This is a genomic window from Thalassospira lohafexi (genome assembly GCF_002844275.1).
Lineage (GTDB): Bacteria > Pseudomonadota > Alphaproteobacteria > Rhodospirillales > Thalassospiraceae > Thalassospira > Thalassospira lohafexi.
In genome coordinates this window covers 119269-145037 of the sequence record NZ_NXGX01000005.1, presented here as the reverse complement: position 1 = coordinate 145037, position 25769 = coordinate 119269, and the positions used below count along the sequence as shown (strand labels likewise).

At 54.7% G+C, this 25769-nt stretch carries 22 protein-coding genes; 4 read left to right on the top strand and 18 right to left on the bottom strand.

The features are described from left to right. The 13 genes from COO92_RS13255 to COO92_RS13195 form a co-directional block, all read right to left on the bottom strand. A complete protein-coding gene (locus tag COO92_RS13255; RefSeq protein ID WP_101302830.1) occupies positions 1-1260 on the bottom strand; it encodes an NAD(P)/FAD-dependent oxidoreductase in 1260 nt (419 codons plus the stop codon). Beyond that, positions 1253-3565 carry an MMPL family transporter gene (locus tag COO92_RS13250; RefSeq protein ID WP_101302828.1) on the bottom strand — a complete coding sequence of 771 codons (2313 nt, stop codon included), beginning with the start codon at positions 3563-3565 and terminating at the stop codon, positions 1253-1255. Before COO92_RS13250 ends, COO92_RS13255 begins: the two co-directional genes overlap by 8 nt. Continuing rightward, positions 3565-4245 (bottom strand): LolA family protein, encoded by a 681-nt coding sequence (locus COO92_RS13245; protein WP_101302827.1) that lies wholly within the window; start codon positions 4243-4245, stop codon positions 3565-3567. The genes COO92_RS13250 and COO92_RS13245 overlap by 1 nt, the downstream gene beginning before the upstream one ends. Continuing rightward, positions 4242-4652: an acyl-CoA thioesterase gene (locus COO92_RS13240; protein WP_101302825.1), complete on the bottom strand. Its 411-nt coding sequence runs from the start codon at positions 4650-4652 to the stop codon at positions 4242-4244. Before COO92_RS13240 ends, COO92_RS13245 begins: the two co-directional genes overlap by 4 nt. After that, complete coding sequence (locus COO92_RS13235) at positions 4649-6211, bottom strand: HAL/PAL/TAL family ammonia-lyase (protein ID WP_101302823.1); 1563 nt, start codon at positions 6209-6211, stop codon at positions 4649-4651. Before COO92_RS13235 ends, COO92_RS13240 begins: the two co-directional genes overlap by 4 nt. Beyond that, positions 6201-7886, bottom strand: a complete 1686-nt coding sequence (locus tag COO92_RS13230; protein WP_101302821.1) for a glycosyltransferase family 2 protein — start codon at positions 7884-7886, stop codon at positions 6201-6203. The genes COO92_RS13235 and COO92_RS13230 overlap by 11 nt, the downstream gene beginning before the upstream one ends. Beyond that, a complete protein-coding gene (locus COO92_RS13225; protein ID WP_165792357.1) occupies positions 7883-9586 on the bottom strand; it encodes an ApeI family dehydratase in 1704 nt (567 codons plus the stop codon). Before COO92_RS13225 ends, COO92_RS13230 begins: the two co-directional genes overlap by 4 nt. Then, positions 9583-10188: a COG4648 family protein gene (locus tag COO92_RS13220; RefSeq protein WP_101302817.1), complete on the bottom strand. Its 606-nt coding sequence runs from the start codon at positions 10186-10188 to the stop codon at positions 9583-9585. Before COO92_RS13220 ends, COO92_RS13225 begins: the two co-directional genes overlap by 4 nt. Further along, positions 10169-10417 (bottom strand): acyl carrier protein, encoded by a 249-nt coding sequence (locus COO92_RS13215; RefSeq protein WP_101302815.1) that lies wholly within the window; start codon positions 10415-10417, stop codon positions 10169-10171. The genes COO92_RS13220 and COO92_RS13215 overlap by 20 nt, the downstream gene beginning before the upstream one ends. Before the next feature lie 2 nt (positions 10418-10419). After that, the gene (locus tag COO92_RS13210; RefSeq protein ID WP_101302813.1) at positions 10420-10683 is read right to left on the bottom strand and encodes a phosphopantetheine-binding protein; all 264 of its coding nucleotides are present in this window, start codon (positions 10681-10683) and stop codon (positions 10420-10422) included. Continuing rightward, on the bottom strand, positions 10658-11374 hold the full coding sequence (locus COO92_RS13205; protein ID WP_165792356.1) for a lysophospholipid acyltransferase family protein: 717 nt from the start codon (positions 11372-11374) through the stop codon (positions 10658-10660). The genes COO92_RS13210 and COO92_RS13205 overlap by 26 nt, the downstream gene beginning before the upstream one ends. A 112-nt stretch (positions 11375-11486) precedes the next feature. Beyond that, the gene (locus COO92_RS13200) at positions 11487-12257 is read right to left on the bottom strand and encodes a beta-ketoacyl synthase chain length factor (RefSeq protein ID WP_101302809.1); all 771 of its coding nucleotides are present in this window, start codon (positions 12255-12257) and stop codon (positions 11487-11489) included. 8 nt (positions 12258-12265) lie between these two features. Beyond that, positions 12266-12664 (bottom strand): hypothetical protein, encoded by a 399-nt coding sequence (locus tag COO92_RS13195; RefSeq protein ID WP_022731460.1) that lies wholly within the window; start codon positions 12662-12664, stop codon positions 12266-12268. Positions 12665-12945: 281 nt separating this feature from the next. On the opposite strand from COO92_RS13195, the gene COO92_RS13190 reads away from it, so the two are divergent. Together COO92_RS13190 and COO92_RS13185 are read left to right on the top strand one after the other, a co-directional pair. Beyond that, entirely contained in the window at positions 12946-13398 is a 453-nt protein-coding gene (locus COO92_RS13190) for a 4'-phosphopantetheinyl transferase family protein (RefSeq protein WP_133125070.1), read from the top strand. A gap of 450 nt (positions 13399-13848) precedes the next feature. Next, positions 13849-14319 carry a DUF2218 domain-containing protein gene (locus tag COO92_RS13185; RefSeq protein ID WP_165792355.1) on the top strand — a complete coding sequence of 157 codons (471 nt, stop codon included), beginning with the start codon at positions 13849-13851 and terminating at the stop codon, positions 14317-14319. Positions 14320-14443: 124 nt separating this feature from the next. On the opposite strand, the gene COO92_RS13180 is transcribed toward COO92_RS13185, so the two are convergent. After that, positions 14444-15331 (bottom strand): LysR family transcriptional regulator, encoded by an 888-nt coding sequence (locus COO92_RS13180; RefSeq protein WP_101303333.1) that lies wholly within the window; start codon positions 15329-15331, stop codon positions 14444-14446. 157 nt (positions 15332-15488) lie between these two features. Here COO92_RS13180 and COO92_RS13175 point away from each other — a divergent pair, with 157 nt between their 5' ends. Beyond that, on the top strand, positions 15489-16988 hold the full coding sequence (locus tag COO92_RS13175; RefSeq protein WP_101302803.1) for a CoA-acylating methylmalonate-semialdehyde dehydrogenase: 1500 nt from the start codon (positions 15489-15491) through the stop codon (positions 16986-16988). A 98-nt stretch (positions 16989-17086) separates the two neighbouring features. Here the strand turns inward: COO92_RS13175 and COO92_RS13170 are convergent, their stop codons facing one another. Genes COO92_RS13170 through nirB form a run of 4 tightly spaced genes read right to left on the bottom strand, consistent with a single transcriptional unit; the run spans position 17087 to position 23596 of the window. Next, entirely contained in the window at positions 17087-18100 is a 1014-nt protein-coding gene (locus tag COO92_RS13170) for a siroheme synthase (RefSeq protein WP_101302801.1), read from the bottom strand. After that, positions 18072-20780: a nitrate reductase gene (locus tag COO92_RS13165; protein WP_101302799.1), complete on the bottom strand. Its 2709-nt coding sequence runs from the start codon at positions 20778-20780 to the stop codon at positions 18072-18074. Before COO92_RS13165 ends, COO92_RS13170 begins: the two co-directional genes overlap by 29 nt. Then, positions 20770-21120, bottom strand: a complete 351-nt coding sequence (gene nirD, locus COO92_RS13160) for a nitrite reductase small subunit NirD (protein WP_101302797.1) — start codon at positions 21118-21120, stop codon at positions 20770-20772. The genes COO92_RS13165 and nirD overlap by 11 nt, the downstream gene beginning before the upstream one ends. Positions 21121-21124: 4 nt before the next feature. Then, the gene (gene nirB / locus COO92_RS13155; protein ID WP_101302795.1) at positions 21125-23596 is read right to left on the bottom strand and encodes a nitrite reductase large subunit NirB; all 2472 of its coding nucleotides are present in this window, start codon (positions 23594-23596) and stop codon (positions 21125-21127) included. Between the two features lie 776 nt (positions 23597-24372). Here nirB and COO92_RS13150 point away from each other — a divergent pair. Next, positions 24373-25680 (top strand): NarK family nitrate/nitrite MFS transporter, encoded by a 1308-nt coding sequence (locus COO92_RS13150; protein ID WP_240626433.1) that lies wholly within the window; start codon positions 24373-24375, stop codon positions 25678-25680. Positions 25681-25769 lie beyond the last annotated feature (89 nt).

Here is a 25769-nt window from a genome sequence, read left to right as displayed (position 1 = left end):
TCAGGATGGATCGCATAGGTCGTGCAACATCTCCAGATAACGGTCAGTTTTGCTTACCAGCGGATTGTCGAGGTTCCAAGCGTATCCTGCAAGGATCGAAACAACCATACGTTTGAGTTTTGTATCATCATCGGGCTGATTGAAAATAATCGTTTGTAGACGTCCGTCATACCATGCATCGACATATGAACGGAACGTTTCCACACCCCGGTTAAGCGGAATGGCGTAATCCGCATCCCAATCGACGGCCTTACCATTGTGACGCGCAATAAGCGCCTTTGCCGCCAGTTCGGCGGAATGCATGGCAATGGTCACTCCCGATGAAAAAACCGGGTCAAGAAAACCGGCAGAATTGCCCAGAAGGACATAACCGTCACCAAAAAGGGTGTCCGATTGTGCGCTGTATCCGGCAATGGCATTAAGAGGCCGGGTCGGTTCGGCCTTGGCCAGAAGGGGACCAAGGCCGGTATCACCAATCAACCGATCAAAGATGGCCTGATCATCAAGACCATCAAATTCCGGGTCCAGATCGGGATAAATCACCCCGACAGAGGACGTGCCATCGGAAAACGGAATCAGCCAGTACCAGATTTCGGAACGGGTCGGGTGGACCGTGATCAGGATTTTTTCCCGGTCATAATTGGGGTCGGAGATGTGGTCGCGCAGATGGGTAAACAGGGCGCGCCGTTCGGCCGATTGGCTTGATTTTACAATGCCGAGCATTCGGGGCAGGACCCGGCCATAACCACTGGCGTCGAGAACAAACGTCGATCTTATCCGACCGGTTTGACCCGCATCATTTTCATAGTCGAGAGTACAGTCACCATCGCATAAGACCGCATCGGTGACCTTATGCCCAAAACGGATATCGACCCCGGCATCGATGGTGGTTTGGGCCAGGATGTGATCAAACCGGCTGCGTTGAACCTGAAAGGTGGTGCCCCATCCGCTGTCTTCGAAATTTTCGCGAAAATCAATGGATTGATAAAGTGATCCGCGTTCAAAGACGGCCCCGTTTTTGTGCTGGAAACCGGCCTTTTCAACCGCATCAACCAAACCGGCCCGCTCAAGCACATTCATGCAGTGAGGCAGAAGGCTTTCGCCAATGACAAAGCGCGGGAAGGTTTGCGCTTCGAGCACAATCACGCTTAATCCCGCATCACGAAGAAATTTGGCGGCAACCGTTCCGGCCGGTCCGGCACCGATAATGGCGATGTCACAATCGGTCATGAGGTGGCTTTCAGAATGATTGTCAGGCATCGGATTGGTCGGCTTTCACAGATGTGGGGCACATGGCATAGGAAAGCACCCATGCAGTTGGAAGTCCAATGGCCATGATGGTTCCGATGGCACTGACCACGGGAACAGAACTGCTGGCGAGCAGGCCAAAGGCCAAAATGCTGCTGATCAGCGATAAGAACACGGCAAACCGGGTCGCATCCTGTTGGCCGTGCTTTTGGCTTTCGGAAAAGAAGATCACGTAATCGGCCCCGATGGCAAACACCAGAAACAGTGCCATGATGGTAAAGAAATTGATTGTGATCCCGATTGCAGCCGCCCCGCCAAGGGCAACAAGCATCGCCCCTGCTGGCGTTCCTAAAACACATAGCCCACGGATCACGCCATAGCGTGCCATGGCAAGAATCCCGGCAATCAACAAGGCAATCGCCAATCCCGCGGTTGCCCAGTTGCGATAATGGGCGAACTGGTCGGTGATGGTGGCGCGCGGGTTGATTAAACGGGCGGCGTCGATGTCGGCAATTGCCGTGGCAACGGCATTGGCATCGGTCACGGCGTTTAGCCGGACGATATCGGTCATGCCATCATGCAGGTTTGCCAGTTCCGGGAACTGGGCAAAAGCATCTGCGTCGGCGTGTAAATAAGGGGCGTCGGGGTTGGGCGTTTGAATGTTAATCGGAAGCAGCGGTGCCAGTTTTGGTGCGTAAGTTTCAAAGAGCTGATCTTTGATCAGGGTACGGTTTTCGTCCTGCCGTTTGATTGATGGGATCATGTCCGACAAGCCAAAGCCAGACCCGACAGTGCCGTCTTTGATCAGGGGGCGGAGTGCGTTTTGTACGGCCTCGCCCGTTTGAAGGCGGGTTTGGCTGTCTGCGCCATCAATCCGGATAAAGACGGGGTTACCGCCCATGCCCATGGTGTCGCCGATCAGGCGCGCCTGCGTTGTCAGGGTGTCGTTGCCATGCCCGAGATGGCGGATGTCATCATCGGTTGGTATGAACAGAACGCAGACCGCAAATCCACCAAGGATGGCAAGCGCACCCACCCCCCGGACCAACCGGGGCAGTTGTAGGCGGCGCAAGGTATCATCAAATTTCTGATACGCACGCGGGATGAGCGACCGGTGCTTGACGCTTCGCACCGGCAAAAGTGGGAGGATGAAAAGCACGGTGACATAGGCCGCGATAAGCCCGGCGATGGAATAAACCGCGATTTGGGCCAGAAGGATGGCCGGGCTGATGGCCAAAACCGCAAAGCCGCAAACCGAGGTCAAAAGGCCAAGGCTTAGGCCGGAACGGATCGTCGCAACCCGGGCCGTTGGTGATTTCCCATCGGCGGGTAGCACCAGATAATGCAGCGCATAATCGACCGATATCCCGATCAGACTGGCCCCGAAGACCAGCGCAATGGCATGAATGCCATCGAAAATCAGGGTGACGGCAGCAATACCGGCGATCAAGCCGCTGCCGACCGTGATCAAGGTGCCGATCAGGGGGAGTGGGGAGAAAAACACACTGAGCACCATGGCAAAAATGCCAAGGGTCGCAATGATGGCGATGCGCTGGACATCGGATTTCGCCGCAGTTGCCTCGGCCACGGCGAAAAAGACTTGCCCGGTTTTCGCGATGGTGAGTCCGTCAGATTGATCTGCGGTGCTTTGGGCGTTGGCGATGGCGTCATTGACCTTGCCCACCCATGCGATGTCCGGTCCTTGACGCCGAAGGTCCGGGGACAGGGATATGATGATCGGGGTGTGGAAGTGGTTGTCTCTCTGCACGATCCCGGAAGAGCCAAGTTTGTTGCCCAGCTCGGCCAGAAAAACGGGAAGCAGGGAAAACGGATCAGCACGGAGCGATGCCGCACTGAGCATTGAAGCCGGCGCATACAGCGTTTTGACAGCGTTTTGATAAACCGCTTCACCGTTGCCGTCACGCAAAAGTGCCCGGTCCCTGTCCGACAGCAGGCTTTGAGCATGGGGCAGGTAAAAATCTGAAAGCCGCGCAAGGTTTCCCGCGTCATATCCCGGTAGTGAAACCGACTTTGTGCCCGGAATGTTTGTGATGTCAGAAGCCAACGCACGGGTTGCCGTTTCAAGCATATCTTGCTGGTTGGCCGACACCATGATGATAGCCTGATTGGCATCATTTGCCAGTAAGTCGCGCACGGTTTCGATATCGGGTTTGCGGGCAGTGTCGTCGGTTTTTTCCAACCCGATCAGGGACAGGACATCACCATCAATCCGGGCTTTGCCCGATGTGACCTGCCAGATGGCAAAGGTCGCCATGATCAAAAGCAAAATGCCCCATATGCCCCCGCGTACTGCCATCAATCAGAGTTTCCCGAAAGCAGATTGGCAAGATCATCGGGAAGTGGCAGGTCGTGGCGTTTTTGATTTCTCAACGTGATTTCGTCGCGATCACTCGATGATTTATGCAGGGTAACGTGGCTGACAAACTCATCGCCCTTAATAACGATCTGGCTGACCTGTTCGGACAATCCATTGTTGTCTTTTGGCGCCAGTGTGACCTGCCAGCCCGGGTCGTCTTGTGCGGTCTTGGTTTTGGTAGGCGTTACTGTGAATTGATCAGACAGCGGGTCCCAGTTTCCGGCAAGAACGGCTGAAATCAGCGCGATGAACTGATGAAACCGGGCACCAGATGCAATGGTTTCAAATGTGCCGTCATCATGTTTGCGGGTGATCCCCTGATCGTTCATCACGGTGGTATCGGGAAACGGTTTCAGGTTTTGCCATATCAGACCTTTGCGGGGCGACAGGGCAAATTCACCGGTCGAGGTGAGCGGGGCGTCAAAGCCGTCCAGATGGCGTTCAAGGGTGAAGCTGCCGGTCAGATATTGCTGATCGCTGATCGGGGTCGGCGTGGCGGCGGACGGCAAATCTGCCTTGGGCGCGGTTCCGTCGGCGCGTGCTGGAATTACCGACAGCATTGCGACTAGGAACAGGGTCAAGGCGGATACTGCCAATGATGCAAACCAGCGGTGGGTCATTGCGTCATGGCCTCCAGCCTCTCAATCAGGAAGTCGGGACTGCGAAACAGCATTTCGCCGGTGTCTTTTTCCACGGCGACCTGAATGGTAAAGCCCTTGGTCAGTTTGGTGCCGGTTTTTGCATCCGTGATCAGATAATCAATTTTCAGGCGATTTTCGAATTCGCGTAAGGTTGCTGTGATGGTGATTTTTTGCCCAAAGGTGCACGGGCCAACATATTTGACCCGCATGTCAACAATCGGCCAGACATAGCCCGATGCATCCATTTGCGGATAGTTGTAGTCAATCTTTTCCAAAAGCGCACAGCGCGCATTTTCAAAGAACTGCACGTAGTTGCCATGCCAGACGACATTCATCGGATCAAGATGATAAAACTGGATCGTTTCGGTGACAGATGCACTGATCATGATGCGATTTCTTCATCATAGAGCGCCCAGTGGCGGTTCTGAATGCGCGACACCAGAAGGCGCAAGGTGCCTTCAAGCGGTTGGTCTTCGGCGATGAAAGGAATGTCTTCCTTTAGGTTGTCGATAAAGGCCGAAACCTTGGGGCCGAGTTGTTCCTTGGTTAATTCACCAGATTTTTCGCGCAACGCGATGGCCTGACCAACCGCCAAAAGGTTTGCCGCCACGACCTGTTCGGTCAGTTGCAGGACGCGCAGGCAATCGCGTGCGGCAATCGTGCCCATGCTGACCTTGTCCTGATTGTGACATTCGGTGGAACGCGAAAAAACACTGGCGGGCATGGTTTGTTTCAATGCCTCGGCCGTCCAGGCGGACGCGCCGATTTGCACGGCCTTAAGTCCGTGATTAATCGATGCGCGGTCGGGATCAGCCCCCGAAAGGTTCGATGCCAGACCATGGTTGAATTTGGTATCGACCAGAAGCGCCATCTGGCGATCCATCAAATCAGCCAGATTGGCCACCAGCGTTTTCATGCCATCGGCCACAAAGGCGACATGCCCACCATAGAAATGCCCGCCGTGCAGGATTGTGTTTTCCGTGACATCCAGAAGCGGGTTGTCATTGGCACTATTGAGCTCAATTTCGAGCGTTTTGCGGAAGGTCTGCATCATGTCGGCCAGAACCCCGATCACATGCGGTGCGCAGCGTAGCGAATAGCGATCCTGAAGCCGGGCTGGTTGATAGTCATCGCCCAGTGATGACAGATCGTCTTCGATCCATGCGGCGATTTGGGCCTGTCCGGGGTGGGGTTTGGCGGCAAAAAGACGCTTGTCGAAATGGGCGGGATTGCCAAGTAACCCCATGCTGGCAAGGGCGGTAATACGCGATGTCAGTTTACACAGATAATTGGCACGGACAAAGGCCTGACACATCAACGCGGTCATCACGGCCGTGCCGTTCATGATGGCAAGCGCCTCTTTGGGGCGCAAGGTCAGTGGGGTTAATCCGGCGGTTGCCAAGGCGTCTTGAGCGGATGTTTTCTGACCGCGATAAAGAACGTCACGTTCGCCGATCAAGGCCGCAGCAACATAGGAAAGCGGGGTTAAATCGCCGCTGGCACCAACCGATCCTTCTTCGGGGATCAGCGGGGTAATGTCATGGGCAAGCAGGTTTGCCAGTTGATTGAGCAAGTCGACACTGACACCGGAATAGCCGGTGCAAAGCGATGCCAGACGCACGGCCAAAACGGCGCGTGCCTGTTCGGGGCCAAGAATATCGCCGAGCCCACAGCCGTGAAAGCGGCTCAGATGAAGTGGTAGTTCCGCAACCAGTTCGGGTGGCACGCGGCGTGAAACAGAATCACCATAGCCGGTGGTCACACCGTAAATATGGCCCTTGTCGCGCAGTTGCTGATCCAGGAAATCAGCACCCTTTTGAATGCGGGCGCGAAAATCGCGATCCCCTGACAGCACAGGCTGGGCGCGTTGTTCGGACAGGGCAATGACATCTTCGACCGTAAGATCGTTTTCGCCAAAGATTACATTGATGCGGTTATCGGTCATCACCGTCCTTTTTCTTTGCCCAGAAGTCATGGAAATTGAACCATTGCAGCGGTTCAGTAACAACTATCTTTTCAAGCCATTGCGCATATTGGCTGGCGTAGCCTGCGATGGCATCGGTTCGGTTCTTGCGCGGCAGGGTCAAGCTGTCGGCCAGTTTTTGCCATTCGATTTTAAATCGTTTTCCCGTGCGCCAGGCCGCCGCCATATAGACCGGGCATTGTAGCAGATACGCCAGAACAAATGGTCCTTGCGGGAAATTGGCATCTTCACCAAGGAAGGGAACCGAGACGAACTTATCGCGTGCGCCAATCGCAACCCGGTCAGCGGCAATGACAATCCATTCTCCACGTTCAACCCGTTCGCGCAGCATGATGGCGGTATCGGGGCCGATATCGGTGACCTCGATCAGGTCAACCTGACTTTCCGGGGCCAGTTTTTGCAGCACGCGGCCAAACCGGGCGGCATTTTTTTGATGTAGCAAGACATTGACGCGGAAATCGCGGTCGCGGCTGGCAATGGCACGCACCAGTTCCATATTGCCAAAATGCGATACCAGCAGCACTGCGGCCTGATCACGGGGCATATAGGCAAACAGATTGTCGGCGTCGTCGGGCAATTCGAGATCATCTATTTTTAGCTCGCCACACCATGCGGCAATTTTATCAAGCGCACTTTCGCCAAAGCGCAGGAAATGACGGAAGCTGTTCCAACGGGTGGGAGTAACGGGTGCACCATTTTGGTGTGCGCGGGTCAGAAAGGCACGCGATGCCCGCCGTGCAATGCCGCCGGTAAGATAAAAATAAGTAATGACGGGGAGCATGATGGCAAGGCAAACCTGCCGTCCGGCAATGCGGTAAACCCAGCCAAGAAACCGCACGCCAAAATACATGCCGCGCTCGTCGATTTCGGACCAATGGTTTGAGGCATCTGTGCTGGGCTTGGCAAATTTTCCACCGCGCCAGATAAAGCCGGGCAGGCGGCCAAGCATACCAAACACCAGCCTTGTGTGCATCGCACTGATCAGAAGGTTATCTTCGAACATGCGAAAGTTTGACGTATTGCCTTCGGGGTAGGTGACCTTTGTCGGCATATGAATGATGGGAACCCCGCGCCAATACATCCGCACCATCAGTTCGGTGTCGAAATCCATTTTGTTACCCGCACCTTCGTCGTGCCAAACCGCGAGGCTTTGCTCGACCGGATAGACGCGAAACCCGCACATGCTGTCGCGGATGGTGGTCGACAATGTTTCGATCCAGACCCAGACATGGGTGACCCAACGGCCGATTTTTCGACCCAATGGGATGGTGTCGTCATAGATCGGAAGGCCCGTGATCAGCGCGTTTGGATGGCGGCGGGCCTGTGTCAGCATTTCCGAAAGCTGCTCGAGGTCGTGTTGACCATCGGCATCAATCTGAACCGCATGGGTAAATCCCGCCGCACTGGCATGTGCCATCCCCTGCATGACGGCAACACCCTTGCCGCTGTTGATTGCCAAGCGGTGGCAGGTTACCCCGTTTTCCGGATCGTGCAGGGATTGGACTTTTTGTTCGGTCGCAATGTCGGAGCCATCATCAATGATGAACACATGCAGGTCATGGGTGCGTACGCGCTCAACAACATCGGCCAAAACCTGATGGTGGTTATGGGTCGGGATCAGGGCGCATATTTTCACGGTGCGGTTTCCTGATCCTGGCTGGCGATGCGAAACTTGACTGTACCGGAGCTATGAACGCCAACCGCGTCGGAATGATAGCTAAATCGCACCTTTGGCCCGGTGGCATCAAAATCAAGATCAAGTTTAAGATCGTCCTCGGGCGATATTGGTCGGCGGAACTTAAGCTGGCTGACCTCGCCGACCGTGTTCGAGCTGCCAAAAAGGGTGGCGGCGGTTTGAACCACCCAGTGCAGTTGAACAACACCGGGAAGGATCGGATGATCTGGAAAATGTCCCTGAAAACAGGTCATATCGCGACGAAGGGTTAAGCCAAGAATGGCCTTTTGCCCATCACGGGTTTGGCTATGAATGACCGGCCCAAGATCGGCATTTTTGGTGAAAAGGGCGCGCAAAAGATGCAAGGGGCGTTTGCCCTGACTGTCGGTCGGGAGTTGGTCGACAAAGCGCCAGCGTTGCGGCAGTGCTGCGTCGTCTTCAAATCGGGCAACTTCACGGCGCAGCAACCGGCCCATGCGAAATGGGCCGCGTTTTTGCAAGTGATCCTTGCCGGGTTCGGTCAGGACCGCGACAACCGCCAAGCGGCGATCATTTTCGTCGGCTAGTAAGGCAACGGCGTCTTGAACCAGATCGCTTTGGCGGAGATGTTGTTCAACCGCGCCAAGGGATATGCGTTTGCCTTCGACCTTCACCACCCGGTCGGCACGACCATGCAGGGTGAAACATCCGGTATCACTGTCAATTGTTGCGCGGTCTTCGGTTTGATACCAGTCATCCCCGGCAATATGACGGGCGCAAACGCGCAGGCATCCTGCATCATTAAGGCTGGTTTGCAGGCCGGGTAATGGGGTCCATGCAGACGATGGCCCGGTTTGTTGACGCCATGCGATCCCGCCGGTTTCCGTGCTGCCATAAATCTCGGTCGGACAAATGGCCAGAACGCGGGTGGCTTCCTGTGCAGTGGCAAGATCAAGCGGCCCGCCCGATGACAGAACCAGCGACGGACGCGGTGCAGTCTCAAGATCGGGATGCAAGTTTTTTAGCTGGGCGGGACTTGTGATCAAAACATCACCCCGTGCCATGTCAGGAATGATCATGTCCCAGAACGGCGTTGGGTCTGCACTAAAGGTCTGTTTGGTGATGACAGGCCAGATGATGCGAAAGATCAGACCGTAAATATGTTGATGCGACACCAGCCCGATCATGCGGGCACCCTGTGGCATTATGGGGTGCCAAAGGGGAATTTGGGTTTGAATTTCGTCTTCGATCTGGGCGAGTGATTTTATGACAGGCTTGGGCTGTCCGCTCGACCCTGATGTAAAGAAGATGGCCGCGCATGCGGTGCTGGTTGGTAACCGCATGTCAAAGGCGGAAACCTTCGCATCGCGTGTCAGACGGGCATTAATGGCATCATCATCAAGATACAAATCGAACTGCTGATTGATCTCATCAAGGTAACCGGGTTTGTCGGTTGCGGGCAGGATGGCTGTACCGCCACTGCGCCAGATCGCGGCAAGCGCAATCAGAAACCGGCGTGCGGATTGGCAGTAAATTGCGATGCGTTGCCCGGTCGAGATGGACGCAGCCAAATGATCAATGTCGCGAACGATATCCGTAACGCAATAGGTCACGCCGTTTTCCAGACACAGGGGCGTCTGCGCGTTTTTGTCGTCATATAGATTTTCGAAAAAAACGCTCATACCGGTTCCTGACGGGGACGGTTTTGGGTGTGACGGTCGTGACGGGCGCGCAGAAACCGACGCACGGGCCATTCACCAACAAACAAAATGCCGATCAGAACATAGGATATCAGCCCGTTATAGAGCGTCCATGTTTCCAGACTGGCATAAAGGGCCGTCCATCCGGCAATAAGCCCATTCGCAATGAAAAACCCGATCCAGACCTTGGTTAGCTTGCGGGTATAGGCACGGGCAAAGCCATCTAGTTCTGCCGACCGCATGCGGGCAAACCGCTCAATGATCGGCATGCCCGAAAACAGCGAGACGGTAAAGACCGCCGCAAGGGAGCCAGCAACAATGACCGGGTAAAAGCGGATGGCAACCAGTTCACTTGCAATGCCAGCGACCGACAGGATTGCAGCGACCAGCAAGGCCAACCCGGCTTGCGCATATTTACGGTTGATCAGATACAAAATGGCGCGAACTACAACGGCGGCCAAAAGCAAAAACAGGATAACGCGCGGCGAGAACGACGATAGTCCAAAATAGACCAGCACCGGATAGCCGATACCCAGCACTGACAGGACGATTGTAGCGATGCGGTTAGGGGCTGACCAGGGCATGAATCTTCTCGACCACGTCATCGACCGTTCGAACCGATTTGAATTCTGTTGCCGGAATTTTTTTGCCTGTGAGTTCTTGAAACTTCACGATGAGGTCGACGGCGTCGATACTGTCAAGATCAAGGTCTTCCATCAGGTGCGCATCCGGGGTGATGTCTTCTGCCGGGACTTCAAACAGGTCAACGAGGTAGGTATGCAACTGGTTGTAGATTTCTTCGCGGCTATGCATGACTAGACCTGTTTCCCCGATGCCTGAATAAAGTTCGCAAGATTACGGACGGACGCAAAATGGGTTTTGACGTTTTCATCCTTGGCATCAATGCGCACATCATACTTCTTTTGAAGGGCAACCCCCAGTTCAAGGGCATCAATTGAATCCAGCCCCAAACCGTCAACGAACAAGGCTTCTTCGCTGTCGATATCGTTGACGTCAACATCTTCGAGATTGAGGGTTTCTATGATGAAGGCTTTAAGTTCGGTTTCCAGCGAAGTCATTTTCAAGTCTGTCCAGAATGTAATCTTTGATAAACCGGGTTAAGGCGCGGGACTGTTTGGCGCGCGGCAAGTCCGGATCATTAATGTCTTTAAATAATAACGGATGATCGACGTCCAGTCGGTAGCGAATTTTTGACGGTGGAATGCGATACCACGGGACCCCTTTTTTCAAGGTATCGTGATTACAGTGCACAACCACAGGAATCAAGTCGGCTTGTGTCTCTATCGCAATGTTTGCGACGCCGCGTTGCAATTTTCCAAGCCTTTTTTTGCTGGGTGTGCGGGTGCCCTCGGGGAAGATCATAATATTTGCCCCTTCGCGCAAATGTTGCCGGGCCTGCGTGATCAGGTTTTCCGGGTTGTCATCATTGCGAATAAACCCGGCAGCACGGACAACTCCAAACAAAAACGGATTGCGAAACAGTTGATGTTTAACCACGCATTGGCAGCGATCAAGTTGCGAGAGGATCATCACCACATCAAGCAAGGTCGGATGGTTGGCGATAATCAAAACACCGCTGGCATTGCGCAGACGGTCTATATGCTGGGTTTTGACTTCTGCAACGCCGATTACATCAAGCATCCAGACAAACAGGCGAAACCCTCGGCAAATCACCAGTTGGGCATATTTCCGCCGCTTTGCGCGGTCGCGCAAAATCACCATCAGGGCCGGGAAAATGGTCAGAGCCATAAATAGGCCCCCCAGCCCGAAGATGGAAAACGCCAAGCCGGTGCCAACAAGACGCCAGTACCAGTTCAGGTTCCTGTGTTGGGTGCTTTGCACTATTTCGGCGCAGGCAGGCTTAGTCATGACGCGAAAGGGTCCATGCGGTGGTGCTGCTGCCAAGAGTTAGGGGGCGGGCAGAGGGGGATGTAAAAAAGGCCGTCAGGTTTTTGATCTGATCATATGGAGATGTGGCAGTGGCCTGTGCCTGATCTGCTCCGCAGGATGAGAATGTGAGGGCTTTGCCTATGCCCGGCGGCTCAGGGGTTATGGCTTTATCGGGATCAAGGCGCATGGCAAAGGCAACCCCGGTCTGGGGTTCTGCAAAACTATTGGTATAGACGTCGGGTAACGGCAAATCGACATAGCACAGAATAACGGGGCTTTGCGTTGCCATCATTTGACATATGGTTTCGGTCAGTCCGGCGATCAGGCTGTCATTGCCCGCGGCAATGGCCGTGTGGCTTTGGGTGATCGACCAGTTGATCGACGCAATACCGACAAAGGCATTATGCACCGACATGCTGAAATCCGCCGGGGACAGGGCCTCGTTGGTTGCGACCTGATGGAGAAGCTTGACCGTGCGGTTAATGTTGCCGTGCCGGGAACAGAAAACAATATGCGGGTTGTCGGCGGGTGTGATCATCTGGGTAAGCGTTTCGGCGGCGGCGCGACCAAACAGGTCAAGCCGCCGCCGCCAACCGGGTTTAATGCTGCGCGCCAGATCGTTCTGGACCGACGGGTGGGATACAGCCGACGTGTTTTCGGATGTGTGCAAGGTCAGGCTGGCCTGACCGTTGGTATCTTCCCACAAAGCCCAACGTGACAGTCGGGCGCACAGCAAAGTCATTTGGTGTCCTAGTTGGCAAGTGCCGCACGGGCCGAAACCGCGCGCAGGATGTCCTGTCTCAGGTTATTGACCCACCGGTTATAGTTCCGATGAATCGTTGTACCATTATATTGGAGATTACTACTATCGGCGTAAATGATTGAGTACTGTTTCTGATTAAACGAGATAGCAACCTTTGCACTGTGCGACCGTGGAGCATAGGTCGCGGTCAACTGGCCTTCGCCTTCGCGCTGAACAATCCATTCGCGTGTCGAAGCGGTTTCAATGATGGTTTCTTCAATCTCGGCCATGCTGAGTTTGGCGACATCGGCGGGGAAGGGCTGATTGGAGAAGTTCTGAACGGTTGCCGAGCATGCTGCAAGCACTGCGACAACGACAAAAACAGAAGCAAGTTTCAAACTACGCATTTTGATCTGCCTTGATTAATGGGTGGAAAACTGACTCAATCATGTCGGTTTGGGTCAAATTGCCCCGTGACCAGTGCGGGGGCGTCCAGGCACCGCCCAAAAGCCGTTCTTGGAACGATTTTACCGACGATGCAGGGCGCGTGATTGTAATTCAGCAATAATGGATTGTGCAGGTGGCGGCAAGTACCACTCTTGGGAAGTGTAACTCATCGGACACGAGGCGCTTTTCCCACTTTAATGGCAAGGTTGTTTCGGCCATTCACAAACTTGAAGATATGCCGTTGAAACGAAGTGCAGCACGCCAAGCGTCGTCATTGTTGGCGTGGGATATGCTGTGCGACCTTGTTGCCGATGTCGCAAAGGGTAACGACGCAACATGCCTTAAGGACGAGGACGGTCGTCCTTGGGCAGAAATTTCCGGTCATCGCCACGGCGTAAGCATTAGCCATAGTCGCGGTTGGGTGGTGGTGGCGGTTGCGATTGATCCGGGGCTTTTGATCGGAATTGATCTTGAATATCGCGATGAAGGCCGTTCTATTCCCCAAATGGCAGAACAGCTTGGTTTGCCAGGCACGACGTCCGTCTCTGACTTTTACGATGCCTGGTGCCGGTATGAGGCGATCTTTAAGGCGACGGGGGAAAGTGACCCCGTTGTTCAGCTTGATTTATCCCCGGTCGTGCTGCCCGTGCCAGCGGATTTTGCCAGCAGTTTGGTCATGGTAGACGCTAGTTAGAAGCTAGGGAAAAGTCGCATCAAGAGTCGATTAATAGGTAGGGTTAAACCCGCATCGTCTTGCAAATTCTCAGTGTCCCTGTGTGTCGCCGTGAGTGATCAGCGGAACTTGGGCGCTAGACAGCTGATTTCACAAAAAGTTTACATTACATTCGTCTGACTTTTGCCTGTCGGCGGTGGTTTTTGGCGCGTGCCAATTGATGTGATCTATCTGGCTGTAACTAAATAATAAAATAAAAAATCGGATTTTTTGGGCGTGCTGAATTCCCGGCCAACTGACCGACAATTCAGCTATGATGGGCGCGGTGCAGCAAGTTATTTTCGCGGTCTGACTTGCGGTGGCGCAAATTCGCAACATTTTCTGTTTAATCGAGATCAATTTCGGCGTAATGCTTTCATATATTATTGACCATCGGTCACTATTGTTGCGCGCATACGAAGCATGGTATTCATGTTAAGCGATAATTCAAACCATGCCGGGTGCGATGTGATGTCAGGTGATGATCAGGGTTCCATCAACGTAAAGACTGCGGTCGACACGGATGACAAGGAAGCCGGCTTGGTGGATCAGGAAGGCAAGAATACGTCTGGGAATACACAGTTGTCTGAAGTCGGATTGGATCAGAATATGGACGCCAACTATTGTTTTGCAGATATCTATGTACGTAATGCACCCGTTTATTTAAAGGGCTTTACCGGCGAGCCGGATGGTTCTGTGCAGGCGGAGTTGCGTGACAGCAACAAGGGTCTTCTTGCGTTCGAGCAGGGTGTGTGTGAAATCACCGCAAGCTCGTCTTTCCTGACGGTTGCCATGTCGGCGTCTGACAACGCCGGGCTTGACCAGATCCGCGATTATTTTGAACAGACTTTACGCAAGATGTCGGCTGAAAAAGCCATTGAATTTGATTGGCGCAAAATGTGACCAATAGTCATCTGATCAAGTGAGTTTCTGCTGTCGCCCTAACAGGGCAGCGACCGCTTGATAAAAGATGGGACACAAAAACAGGCGCAAGGAATGATATCCTTGCGCCTGTTTTTGCATGCTGTCAGGCAACAACAAACCGATCACGCGCCGCACGCACAACACGGGTAAGATGTTCGGCAACGGCGGCGACACTTCTGGTGTCTTTGGTGTCGGGATGTTGCAGCATCCAGTAATTGCGGGTGAACCGGATTTCAGGCAGCAAACGGATCAGGTCAGGGATGCCCTGGGTGGCGTAATCATGCAGGATGCCGATGCCGTGACCGTTGCGCACGGCCTCCATCTGGGCGACCACACTGCCGCATTCAAAGCGACGGCGCATCAGTTTGCCAAGGCGCGCAGCATAATCAAGAGCGCGGCTGTAAATCAAATCTTCGATGTGCGTGACAAACAGGCGGTCGGTCAGGTCGGCTTCGGTTTCGACGGAGCCGAATCGGTCTACATAGGCCCGTGTGGCATAGACGCTAAGGGTGTAATCGGTCAGTTTCTTGATCACCAGACGGCCCTGTTTGGGGCGGTCAAGGGTAATGGCTATGTCGGCTTCGCGTTGGGACAGGGAAAAAGTGCGCGGCAGAGGCACAAGCTGAATGACAAGATCGGAGTGTTGGGCGGCAAATGCCGCCATTTCGCTTGCAAGGAAATAGTTCCCCAGCCCGTCAGGAACGCCAACACGGACCGTGCCGCTGATGGTTTCGGTCTGGTTCGACACTGCCGTGCCAGCACGTAAAAACGCAGATTCAGCTGTCTCCGCCGCGATCATCAGTTCCCGCCCGGCCGTGGTCAGCTCCGACCCGGTTGTGCGCCGCTCAATCAGCTTCGTGCCAAGGTCATGTTCAAGCGCGGTCAACTGCCGCCCGACGGTGGCATGGTTGAGGCCAAGCTGACGGGCAGCGGCAAGGATTTGTCCCTGCCGGGCGACGGCAAGAAAAATGCGAAAGCGATCCCAATCCATGATCAAATCCTTATGAGAACTGTCGACTTTAAAAATTGCACATCGAATTTGCATAAATGATAATTGATGTGCATCGATGTGCATACCCATAATGTCGCCACTTTGCGGATGGTATCGTCACGCAATCAACAAATCAGGTTTATCGGGAGGAACCCCCATGTCCAACCAGCTTACCCACTATATTGGCGGCAAACGCGTTGCCGGAACATCTGGCCGTACGGCGGCTGTTTTCAATCCGGCGACCGGTGCGCAAAGCGGCACCGTCGATCTTGCGTCAAAATCCGAAGTCCGGGCGGCGGTTGAGTCGGCGGCGGCTGTGCGTACGGAGTGGGCGAATACAACCCCGCTGCGTCGGGCGCGTATCCTCAATAAATTTCTTGGCATTCTCGAAGACCGGTCCGAAGAACTGGCCGCAGCCATCACCGCCGAACACGGCAAGGTGTTGTCCGACGCGCTGGGCGAAGTCACCCGCGGGATCGAGGTTGTTGAATTCGCCACCGGCGCGCCGCAGCTTTTGAAAGGTGAATTCACCGAAAACGTCGGTACCAAGGTCGACAGCCATTCGGTGCGTCAGCCGTTGGGTATCGTTGCCGGTATCACCCCGTTCAACTTCCCGGCCATGGTGCCAATGTGGATGTTCCCGGTGGCCCTTGCGTGCGGTAACTGCTTTATCCTCAAACCGTCAGAACGTGATCCGTCGGCGTCGCTTTTGATGGCGGAATGGCTGACCGAGGCCGGTTTACCGGACGGCGTGTTTAACGTTGTTCAGGGCGACAAGGAAGCGGTTGATGCGTTGTTGTTCGATGCCGACGTCACCGCGATCAGCTTTGTCGGGTCGACCCCGATTGCGAAATACATCTATGAAACCGCAACCGCGCAGGGCAAACGCTGTCAGGCGCTGGGTGGTGCGAAAAACCATATGATCATCATGCCCGACGCCGATATGGATCAGGCGGTTGATGCCCTGATGGGCGCGGCTTATGGATCGGCAGGTGAACGTTGCATGGCGATTTCGGTCGCAGTGCCGGTCGGTAAGGAAACCGCCGATACCCTGATTGAGAAGCTCGTACCGCGCATCAATGAACTGCATGTCGCACCGGGCACCGATCCGGCGGCTGAAATGGGCCCGCTGGTCACCGCGATGCATCGGGACAAGGTTGTTGGCTATATCGACAAGGGTGTCAAAGAAGGTGCCAAACTGGTTGTTGATGGCCGTGGTATCAATCTTCAGGGCTACGAAGACGGCTATTTCGTCGGCGGCACCCTGTTTGATGATGTCACCCCGGATATGAGCATCTACAAGGAAGAAATCTTTGGCCCGGTTCTGTCGGTTGTTCGTACCGATGATTTCGAAACGGCTGCGGATCTTGTTGATAGTCATGAATACGGTAATGGTACTGCGATCTTTACCCGTGATGGCGATACCGCCCGCGAATTTGCTGCACGTACCCAGACCGGCATGGTCGGCATTAACGTACCGATCCCGGTTCCGATGGCGTTCCATTCGTTTGGCGGCTGGAAGGCATCGCTGTTTGGCGATCATCACATGCATGGCCCGGAAGGTGTTCGGTTCTATACCAAGCTTAAAACCATCACGTCTCGCTGGCCGACCGGCATTCGCAAGGGTGCTGAGTTTGTGATGCCGACGATGAAATAAGCAATCGGCTGATTGCAGAAAGAAAGCCGCGTAAGGAAACTTACGCGGCTTTTAGTTTGCGTGGATGACAGGGAGCCATAAGTCCACGGCAAGAAAGGCTAATGCGTGATCGGCTGGGTCAGGGTGACGATATTAAAACCCTGTCGCGCGAAGATTTTTGATTGCTGGGAAATGCTTTCGCGTTTGCGTTCGGGGTGTTCGTCAAGCGTGATGCAGCCAATCGGGATGACGGTGGCGTCGCGACGCGCAAGGGTCAGGATGTCATCGGCAATGTGATCTTCGTGAAAGACGATGTCGGCGGTTTCAATCGCACGCGCAATGCCATGCGGCAGGTCAAACGCGTTATCAACATGAACATCCGCCATAAGTGTTTGGCCGCCGGGGACGGTTGCCGAACTGCCATCGGGCACGAACTGACGAAGGGCAAGATCGACGTCTTCTGGGCAAATGGACCGTGCAGAGTGGGTTTGTAATCCACGCTGGAAAAAATGCGTCCAGAACCGTTGGCGCGATACATTGTCATGCAAATGATCTGCAACCTTTTGCCGGGCATCGCGCGCGATCCGGGCAAGCTGCGACATGGTTGTCGGCAGAACCGTTTCAAGACGCTGACGAATGATGCGGGCCAGTGCGGGGGCACAGGCCCCGGTCGAGATCGTGATCATCACCGGCGAACGATCAAGGATGGCAGGCACAATGAAATCACACTGTGCGGTTTTATCGACGACATTCAACAGGATGTTGCGCCGTTTGGTTGCCGCCTTTACGCGTGCGGTAAGATAGGGATCGTCGGTGGCGTCAAACACCATCGCGGCGCCATTGACCATGGTGTCAACGAAGGGCGTGCTTTCCCAAACAATGCGCCCTTCGTCCACCATCACGGCGATATCGTCACAGATTTCGGGTGCGACGACCGTGATATTGGCCTGACTTTTAATTAAAATGCGAAGTTTGCCGGTGGCGACTTCACCGCCACCAAGAACAAGAACCTTCTTGCCGGTGACATGAATGAAAGCCGGGAAATAGGCATAGTTTTCGGTCCGGTCAGGGTTGGTGGTCCCCATGCCGGGATCACGGATGCGATCATTCAGCGGCGCGCGGTAATGCGTCATCGAGAATCTCCTTTATTTCCGGCAAACAGGAACCACATCCCGTTCCAGCCTGAAGCAAGCGGCCGATATCGGTTGGGGAAACGGCGTTTTGGTCGACAATGGCCTTGCTGATCGCGGCCAACCCGACCGAGAAGCATGAACAGATCAGACGGTCATTAATTGCACCGGCATCGGGCATGCGTCCGGCCAACAAGGAGTTGCGTTCCGGCGTTGCAAGGGCATCTGCCGCCAGCAGGTTTGATATCCAGTCGCGCCCAAGGGCCGGGCGGTCTGGACCGATGAACAGCGCACCGGTGATGCGGTTGCCGCTCAATCTGGCGTAACGGTGAATGCCTTTTTTGCTGTCGCTATATTCAATGATCTGTTCATCGTTGGTGTTGGCCGCCATGGGTAGAAGTGATTTGAACATGCATGATTGTTCGCCGGCGATTTCATAGATCATGCTGCCTTGTCCGGTTGCCCCGACCCAATAGGGCAGGTTGCCAAGATCAACCGGGGTGTTGGAGAACAGCAAACCTTGCCATTTCGCGACAAATGGTTCGACGGATACCGGGGTATATTTGGTTTCGGGTTGGCCGGAGTGGGGGTCGACATTGGGGGGCGTGAGCCGACCAATCCCACCCGCGGCCGAGTAGACATCGTTCCAGTGCATGGGAACGAAAACCTGTCCGGGGGCTTGTGCGTCCGTAATTGCAACACGCATCAGCGATGTGCCGTGTTTGCTGTTGATCCGGGCGAGGCCGCCATCTTTGACCCGGTAACGGGCGGCATCCTCAGCACAGATTTCAAGCAGCGGTTCGGGGCGATGGGCCGACAGGCGTGCTGCCGTTCCAGTGCGTGTCATGGTGTGCCATTGATCGCGGTAGCGACCACTGTTGGCGACCAACGGGAAATCGGCACTTGTTTGTGATTGCGGGATGATATGTTCAACCCCGATCATTTTCGCACGGCCACTTGATGTGGTGAAAATGCCATTGCCATAAAGGCGTTCAGAGCCGGTAATAGGCTGGTTCTTGCGCGATGCGGGCCATTGGAAGGGCTCCATTGCGTCATAGGCGGATTTTTTTGCCTTGTGCCAGACGCCAATGTCAAAGGCGCGCAGCCCATCATTTTCAAATTCTGACAGGGCGGCATGTTCGGCGAAAATATCACTTGGACCGCTATATTTGAACGATTTGCCGTATCCCATGGATTTGGCGACTTCGGACATGATCCACCAGTCGGGTTTGGCATTGCCCTGAGCATCACGGAATGGGCGCTGGCGTGAAATACGGCGTTCGGAATTGGTCACGGTGCCCGATTTTTCCGCCCAACCGGATGCGGGCAATTTGATATGGGCATGGCGTAATGTGTCGGTATCACTGACCACGTCCGATACAATCACCAACGGGCAGCGCGACAGGGCCAGGCGCACGCGATCCGCATCGGGCAGGCTGACGGCGGGATTGGTGGCCATGATCCAGACGGCCTTGATCTCGCCGGTTTCAATCGCGCGAAACATATCAACCGCTTTAAGGCCTTCGCCCGGTTCCAGAACGTCTGATTTCCAGAACCGTTTGACGCGATCGACATCAACCGGATCGTTTGGGTTCATATGGGCGGCGAGCTGATTGGCAAGGCCGCCAACCTCGCGCCCGCCCATGGCGTTGGGCTGGCCAGTGACGGAAAACGGGCTGGAGCCCGGTTTGCCGACACGACCGGTTGCCAGATGGCTATTAAGGATCGAATTGACCTTGTCCGATCCGCTTGAGGATTGGTTGACCCCTTGTGAAAACACCGTCACGGTGCGATCAAAGGCGGCAAACCAGCTAAAGAACGTTTCCAATTTCCCCAGACCTGAGCCGAATGCATCAGCACTGTCATGGGTGTCGAGCCCGCATTTTTTTGCGGTTGTCTCGAGATCGGGGCAGTCGGCACGGGCCTCTGCCACGGCCTGTTCATAGCCGCTAACATGGCGGGCGACGTATTTAAGGTCGGTATTGCCGGTCTGATCAAGCCATGCCAGCAACCCGTTAAACAGGGCAACGTCGCTGCCCGGTTTGATCGGCAGGTGCAAGTCGGCAATATCGCAACTTGCCGTGCGGCGTGGATCAATCACGATAATCTTCGTGCCGTGCTTTTCCTTGGCCGCGCGCAGGCGCTGATTAAGCACCGGATGACACCATGCCAAATTTGATCCGGTCAGAATGACCAGATCAGCGATTTCAAGGTCTTCGTAGCAGCCTGGCACCACGTCCGCACCAAACGCACGTTTGTGCCCGACCACTGTCGATGCCATGCACAGGCGCGAATTGGTGTCGATATGGGGCGATCCGATGAAGCCCTTAATCAGTTTGTTGGCGACATAATAATCCTCGGTCAGAAGTTGACCGGAAACATAAAACGCCACCGATTTTGGCCCGTGCTGCGCGATGGTGTCACGTAGGCGGTCGGCGGTTGCGGATATGGCGGTGGACCAATCGGTTTTTGCGCCGTCGACTTCGGGGTCGAGCAAGCGGAAATCACGTTTGGTTTCCGCCGTGATCGTATCAATCAGCGCGGCCCCTTTGGAGCATATCCGCCCAAAGTTGGCCGGGTGATCGGGATCGCCGCCGACAGCAAATCCATCACGGGTTGGCGAAATGATCAGGCCACAGCCAACACCGCAATAGGGGCAGGTTGTTTTGACCTCATCCCGCATGGCGCAGTCCGGCTTGCAGTTCGGTTAGTCCGACACGCACGGTCCCGTTGACGATTTTGCATTCGACCTTGGCCGCACAGCCATCATCAGGCCCCTGTGCCTCGCCGGTTTCAAGCGAGAACACCATGTTATGGAGCGGGCAGGTCACGAAATGACCATGGACAATGCCCTGTGCCAGCGGCCCCTGTTTGTGCGGGCAACGGTCGAGCAGCGCGTAGACCTGATCATCAAGAGTGCGGAAAATGGCAATCCGGTCGGTTTCGGTTTGCAGGGTGCGGGCACCTTGGCGCGGGATGTTGGCAACAGGCCCGACATCAATCCAGCTTAGAATGTCTGTCATTTTCCTACTCCGCTGCGACCATGGGAAGGGGTGTGAATTCATGGGCATCAACGCCTTGGCTCGCGCGTTCTGCCCATGGGTCTATTTGTGCTTTTTGCTGACTGACCTTAAAGCGGTCAAACAGCGCCTTGCGGTTGGCGGCATCATCGACCATCTGGTCCTGAACGTGCTTCAGGCCAACCCGCTCGATCCACGGTGCGGTGCGCTCAAGATAGCGGGCTTCTTCGCGGTATAGCTGGATGAAGGCGCCGCAATATTCCATGACCTCCTCGTCAGTGGTGACCTTGCACAGAAGCTCGGTCGCCTTGACGTGAATGCCGCCATTGCCGCCAACATGAAGATCCCAGCCGCCATCGGTTGCAACCACACCAAAGTCCTTGATCGTGGCTTCGGCACAGTTACGCGGGCAGCCCGAGACGGCCATCTTGAATTTATGGGGCATCCATGATCCCCATGTCATTTTTTCAAGTTCAACCGCCATACTGAGCGACATCTGGGTACCAAAGCGGCACCATTCCTGCCCAACGCAACTTTTGACGGTACGCAGTGATTTGCCATAGGCATGGCCCGATACCATGCCCGCCGCATTCAGATCGGCCCAAACGCCCGGAAGGTCTTCTTTTTTCACACCCAGAAGGTCAATGCGTTGCCCACCGGTGACCTTGACGGTCGGGATTTCAAACTTGTCGGCAACGTCGGCGATGGCGCGCAATTCGCGCGGGTTGGTCAAGCCACCCCACATGCGCGGAATAACCGAATAGGTGCCGTCTTTTTGGATGTTGGCGTGAACGCGTTCGTTGATAAAGCGCGATGCACCGTGATCAACATATTCGTTCGGCCAGGCCGCCAGCAGATAGTAATTCAACGCCGGACGGCAGACATGGCACCCATCCGATGATGCCCATTCGAGCTCCTGCATGACTGCGGGCATGGATTTCAGTTTCTTGGCAACGATCAGACGGCGCACGCTGTCATGATCATGTTCGGTGCAGGTGCAAATCGGTTTGACGGCTGCGACCTGATAATCGCCGCCCAAGGTCGCTGCCAGCAGGTTTTCAACCAGACCGGAGCATGATCCACAGGACGCGGATGCCTTGGTATGGCCCTTGACCTCATCAAGGGTGGTCAGCCCCTTTTCAGTGATGGCCGAAACGATGGATCCTTTGCAAATGCCGTTGCAGCCGCAAATTTCTGCATCATCTGGCAGGGCGGCAACGGCATCAAGCGGGTTTCCGGCAGCACCCCCGGCGAATGCCTGACCAAAGGCAAGCGTGTCACGTAATTCGGTGACGTCCTGCCCGTCTTTCATCAGCTGGAAGTACCAGCCACCATCTGATGTGTCGCCATAAAGGACCGCACCCTTGATCTTGCCGTCTTCAAGAACGATACGCTTGTAAACGCCACGACCAGCATCGCGGAACACGATTTCTTCGGTGTCACCGCCGCCGGAAAAATCCCCGGCAGAGAAAACATCAACGCCGGTCACCTTCAGCTTGGTCGAGGTGACCGAACCGGCATAGCCAAGGGTTTCGATTTCAACCAAATGATCGGCACAGGATTTGGCCATCTCAAACAATGGGGCCACAAGGCCATAGCATTGACCACGATGCTGTACACATTCACCAACCGCGAAAACGGCTGGGTCACTGGTGGTCATCACATCATCAACGACAATGCCGCGTTCAACGGTAAGCCCGGCATCCGTGGCAAGGCGTCCATTGGGGCGAATGCCAACAGCCATAACCACCAGATCCGCCGGGATCATGGTGCCGTCCTTAAGGCGAACGCCGGTAACGTTTTCGGTGCCAACGATTTCGCCCGTATCGGCAGCGGTAATAACCTTGATGCCGCGGCGCTCGAGCTCCTGCGCAAGAAGATAACCCGCCGACGGATCAAGTTGGCGTTCCATGACATGGCCTGCAAGATGCAGGACCGTTACGTTCATGCCGCGTGCCTGCAAACCAACTGCTGCTTCAAGGCCAAGAAGCCCGCCGCCGATCACGACCGCAGGGCCACCTTTGGCGGCAGCACCCAGCATGGTATCGACATCATCGACATCGCGGAAAGTGACAACGCCATTCAGTTTGTGGCCGGGGACCGGAATAATGATCGGATCGGAACCGGTGGCCAGCAGCAGTCGGTCATATTCGGTTTCCGTTCCGCTTTTGGAAATAACAACCTTACGGTTGCGGTCAATCGAAACGACGGGATCACCGGAATAAAGGTGAATGTTGTTTTCGCTGTACCATTCCGGGGTGTTGATGACGATTTCATCGAAACCCTTTTCACCTGACAACAACGGCGACAGCATGATGCGGTTGTAGTTAACCCGGGGCTCTGCGCCGAAAACGGTGATGTCGTATTTGTCCGGATTGCGGGACAGGATTTCTTCTACGGTGCGCATGCCGGCCATGCCGTTGCCGATGACAACCAGGCGGGCTTTTGCGGTCTTTATTGCGGCAGGGACGTGGTTCATTTGTCTCTGGCTCCTCGTCGCGGGATGCGAAGTTGGCACAAAAAAACGCCCGATGCGGTCTGCCTTCGAAAAAGGCATGTCGCAACGGACGTCATTATCCGGGGAACCCGTCATTGGATTCTTTATATATAGGATCGGCATCTTGGCCGGAGCTGCAGGCGACACTGCCCGCGCTCATATGTTTCTGTATTCAAGTGCCGTGCCAGAATGTGAATTTCGGTAAATTATATCGTAAGCAACTGAGATATATGAAGGATCATGGGAAGTAGCGATTGCCTGATATTCGAGCAAAGCCCTAAATCGCACAAAAAATAAACAGTACAAAATGTGAGTGATTTATTTTTGTGCATATTTGCCTGATTTTCAGACGTTCCATTTTTTACGTTGCAGTCGCGATCAGTTAAAATTGTTATATTTCAGTATGTTGAATGTTTTATCCCGCATCGCGGAAAAATTGGCGCGGTGTTTGCACATCCTATTTCCGTGTGAGCAGCTTTGACGAAAGCAGGCCCAATGACGGGTGGCTCACAGTTCTTCGTCCAACGGCGGACGATCAGACGTTTGGAACTGCCGCGCGATGACCGCGCAGCGCGTTCGATCCGAATGACGGGCCGCCTGCGGAATCCATCTGATGAAGCATGAAGGCCCATAGCAAAAACCGTCGGTTGTTCACGGCACTCAAGATGCTCTGTTCGGCCAAAACGAAGGGCTTCACCGTTATGGAAATCAAGAACAAGGCTACACGCATAAACCTGTTCAGTCTCAAGACTGTCCAGATGCGCACTTTTCACCTGACCTGGCTTTCATTTTTCCTGTGTTTTTTCGGCTGGTTCGGGATCGCACCGCTGATGCCGCTGGTCCGCGATGATCTTGGCTTAAGCAAAAGTGAAATCGGCAGTACGATCATTGCATCGGTTGCCATCACGGTTCTTGTGCGACTTCTGATCGGCCCACTGTGTGACAAGATCGGTCCGCGCAAAACCTATACCGGCTTGCTGGTGCTTGGGTCGCTGCCGGTGATGCTGATCGGGCTTGCCGACAGCTATGAAACCTTCCTGCTTGCGCGTCTGGCGATTGGCTCAATCGGCGCATCCTTTGTGATCACGCAGTATCATACCTCCACCATGTTTGCGCCCAATGTTGTCGGTACGGCCAATGCCACGACAGCAGGCTGGGGGAACCTTGGCGGTGGTGTGACGCAGATGGTCATGCCACTGATCCTTGCCATGATCCTCGGGTTTGGGCTTTCCGAAACCATGGGCTGGCGTTTGGCGATGGTCTTCCCGGGCGCGATCATGCTTGTGGTTGCAGTGCTTTACTGGGTCTTCACCACCGACTGCCCGGAAGGCAACTATGCCGAAATGCGCAAAAGCGGTGCGCTGTCAGCCGAGGATGATCATGCCGGGGCGACCAAAGGCATGATGGCCGCGATGTCTGATTACCGCGTTTGGGCCTTGTTCCTTGTTTATGGGGCGTGCTTTGGCGTTGAGCTGACCATCAATAATATTGCGGCGATCTACTTCTTTGACCGTTTTGATCTGAGCCTTGCCACGGCGGGTGTGATTGCCGGTCTGTTTGGCCTGATGAACATCTTTGCCCGGACGCTGGGTGGCGTGTTTTCCGATAAGTTTGCCGCCAAAGGCGGCCTTTCGGGTCGGGTCAAATTCCTGTTTTTCGCATTGTTTGTCGAAGGCATCGCTCTTGTTGCCTTCTCGATGATGGATGCCTTGGTCATTGCCGTTGCCGTGATGATTGTCTTCTCGCTGTTTGTTCAGATGTCAGAAGGTGCGACTTTCGGTATTGTGCCGTTCGTTAACCGCAAGGCACTTGGATCGGTTGCGGGCATTGTCGGTGCCGGTGGAAATGCCGGTGCGGTTGCCGCAGGCTTTTTGTTCAAGTCCGAGGCGCTTACCTATCAGGAAGGGCTTTTTTATCTCGGTTGTGCCGTGATTGTGTGCTCTTTTGCGGCCTTGGCTGTCCGTTTCTCGGCAGCAACCCAGGCCGAAGAACAGCAACGGTTTGATCGTGCGCATGCAGAACGCATGGGCACATCTGGATCGGGTCAGCCGGTACCTGCGGAATAAACGCATAACAATGATTTTTCGGGATGCGGCCTGTGTCGCATCCCGGTCCTTCAACCGGTCGAAAAAAATGCCGGAGAAGATAACACAGA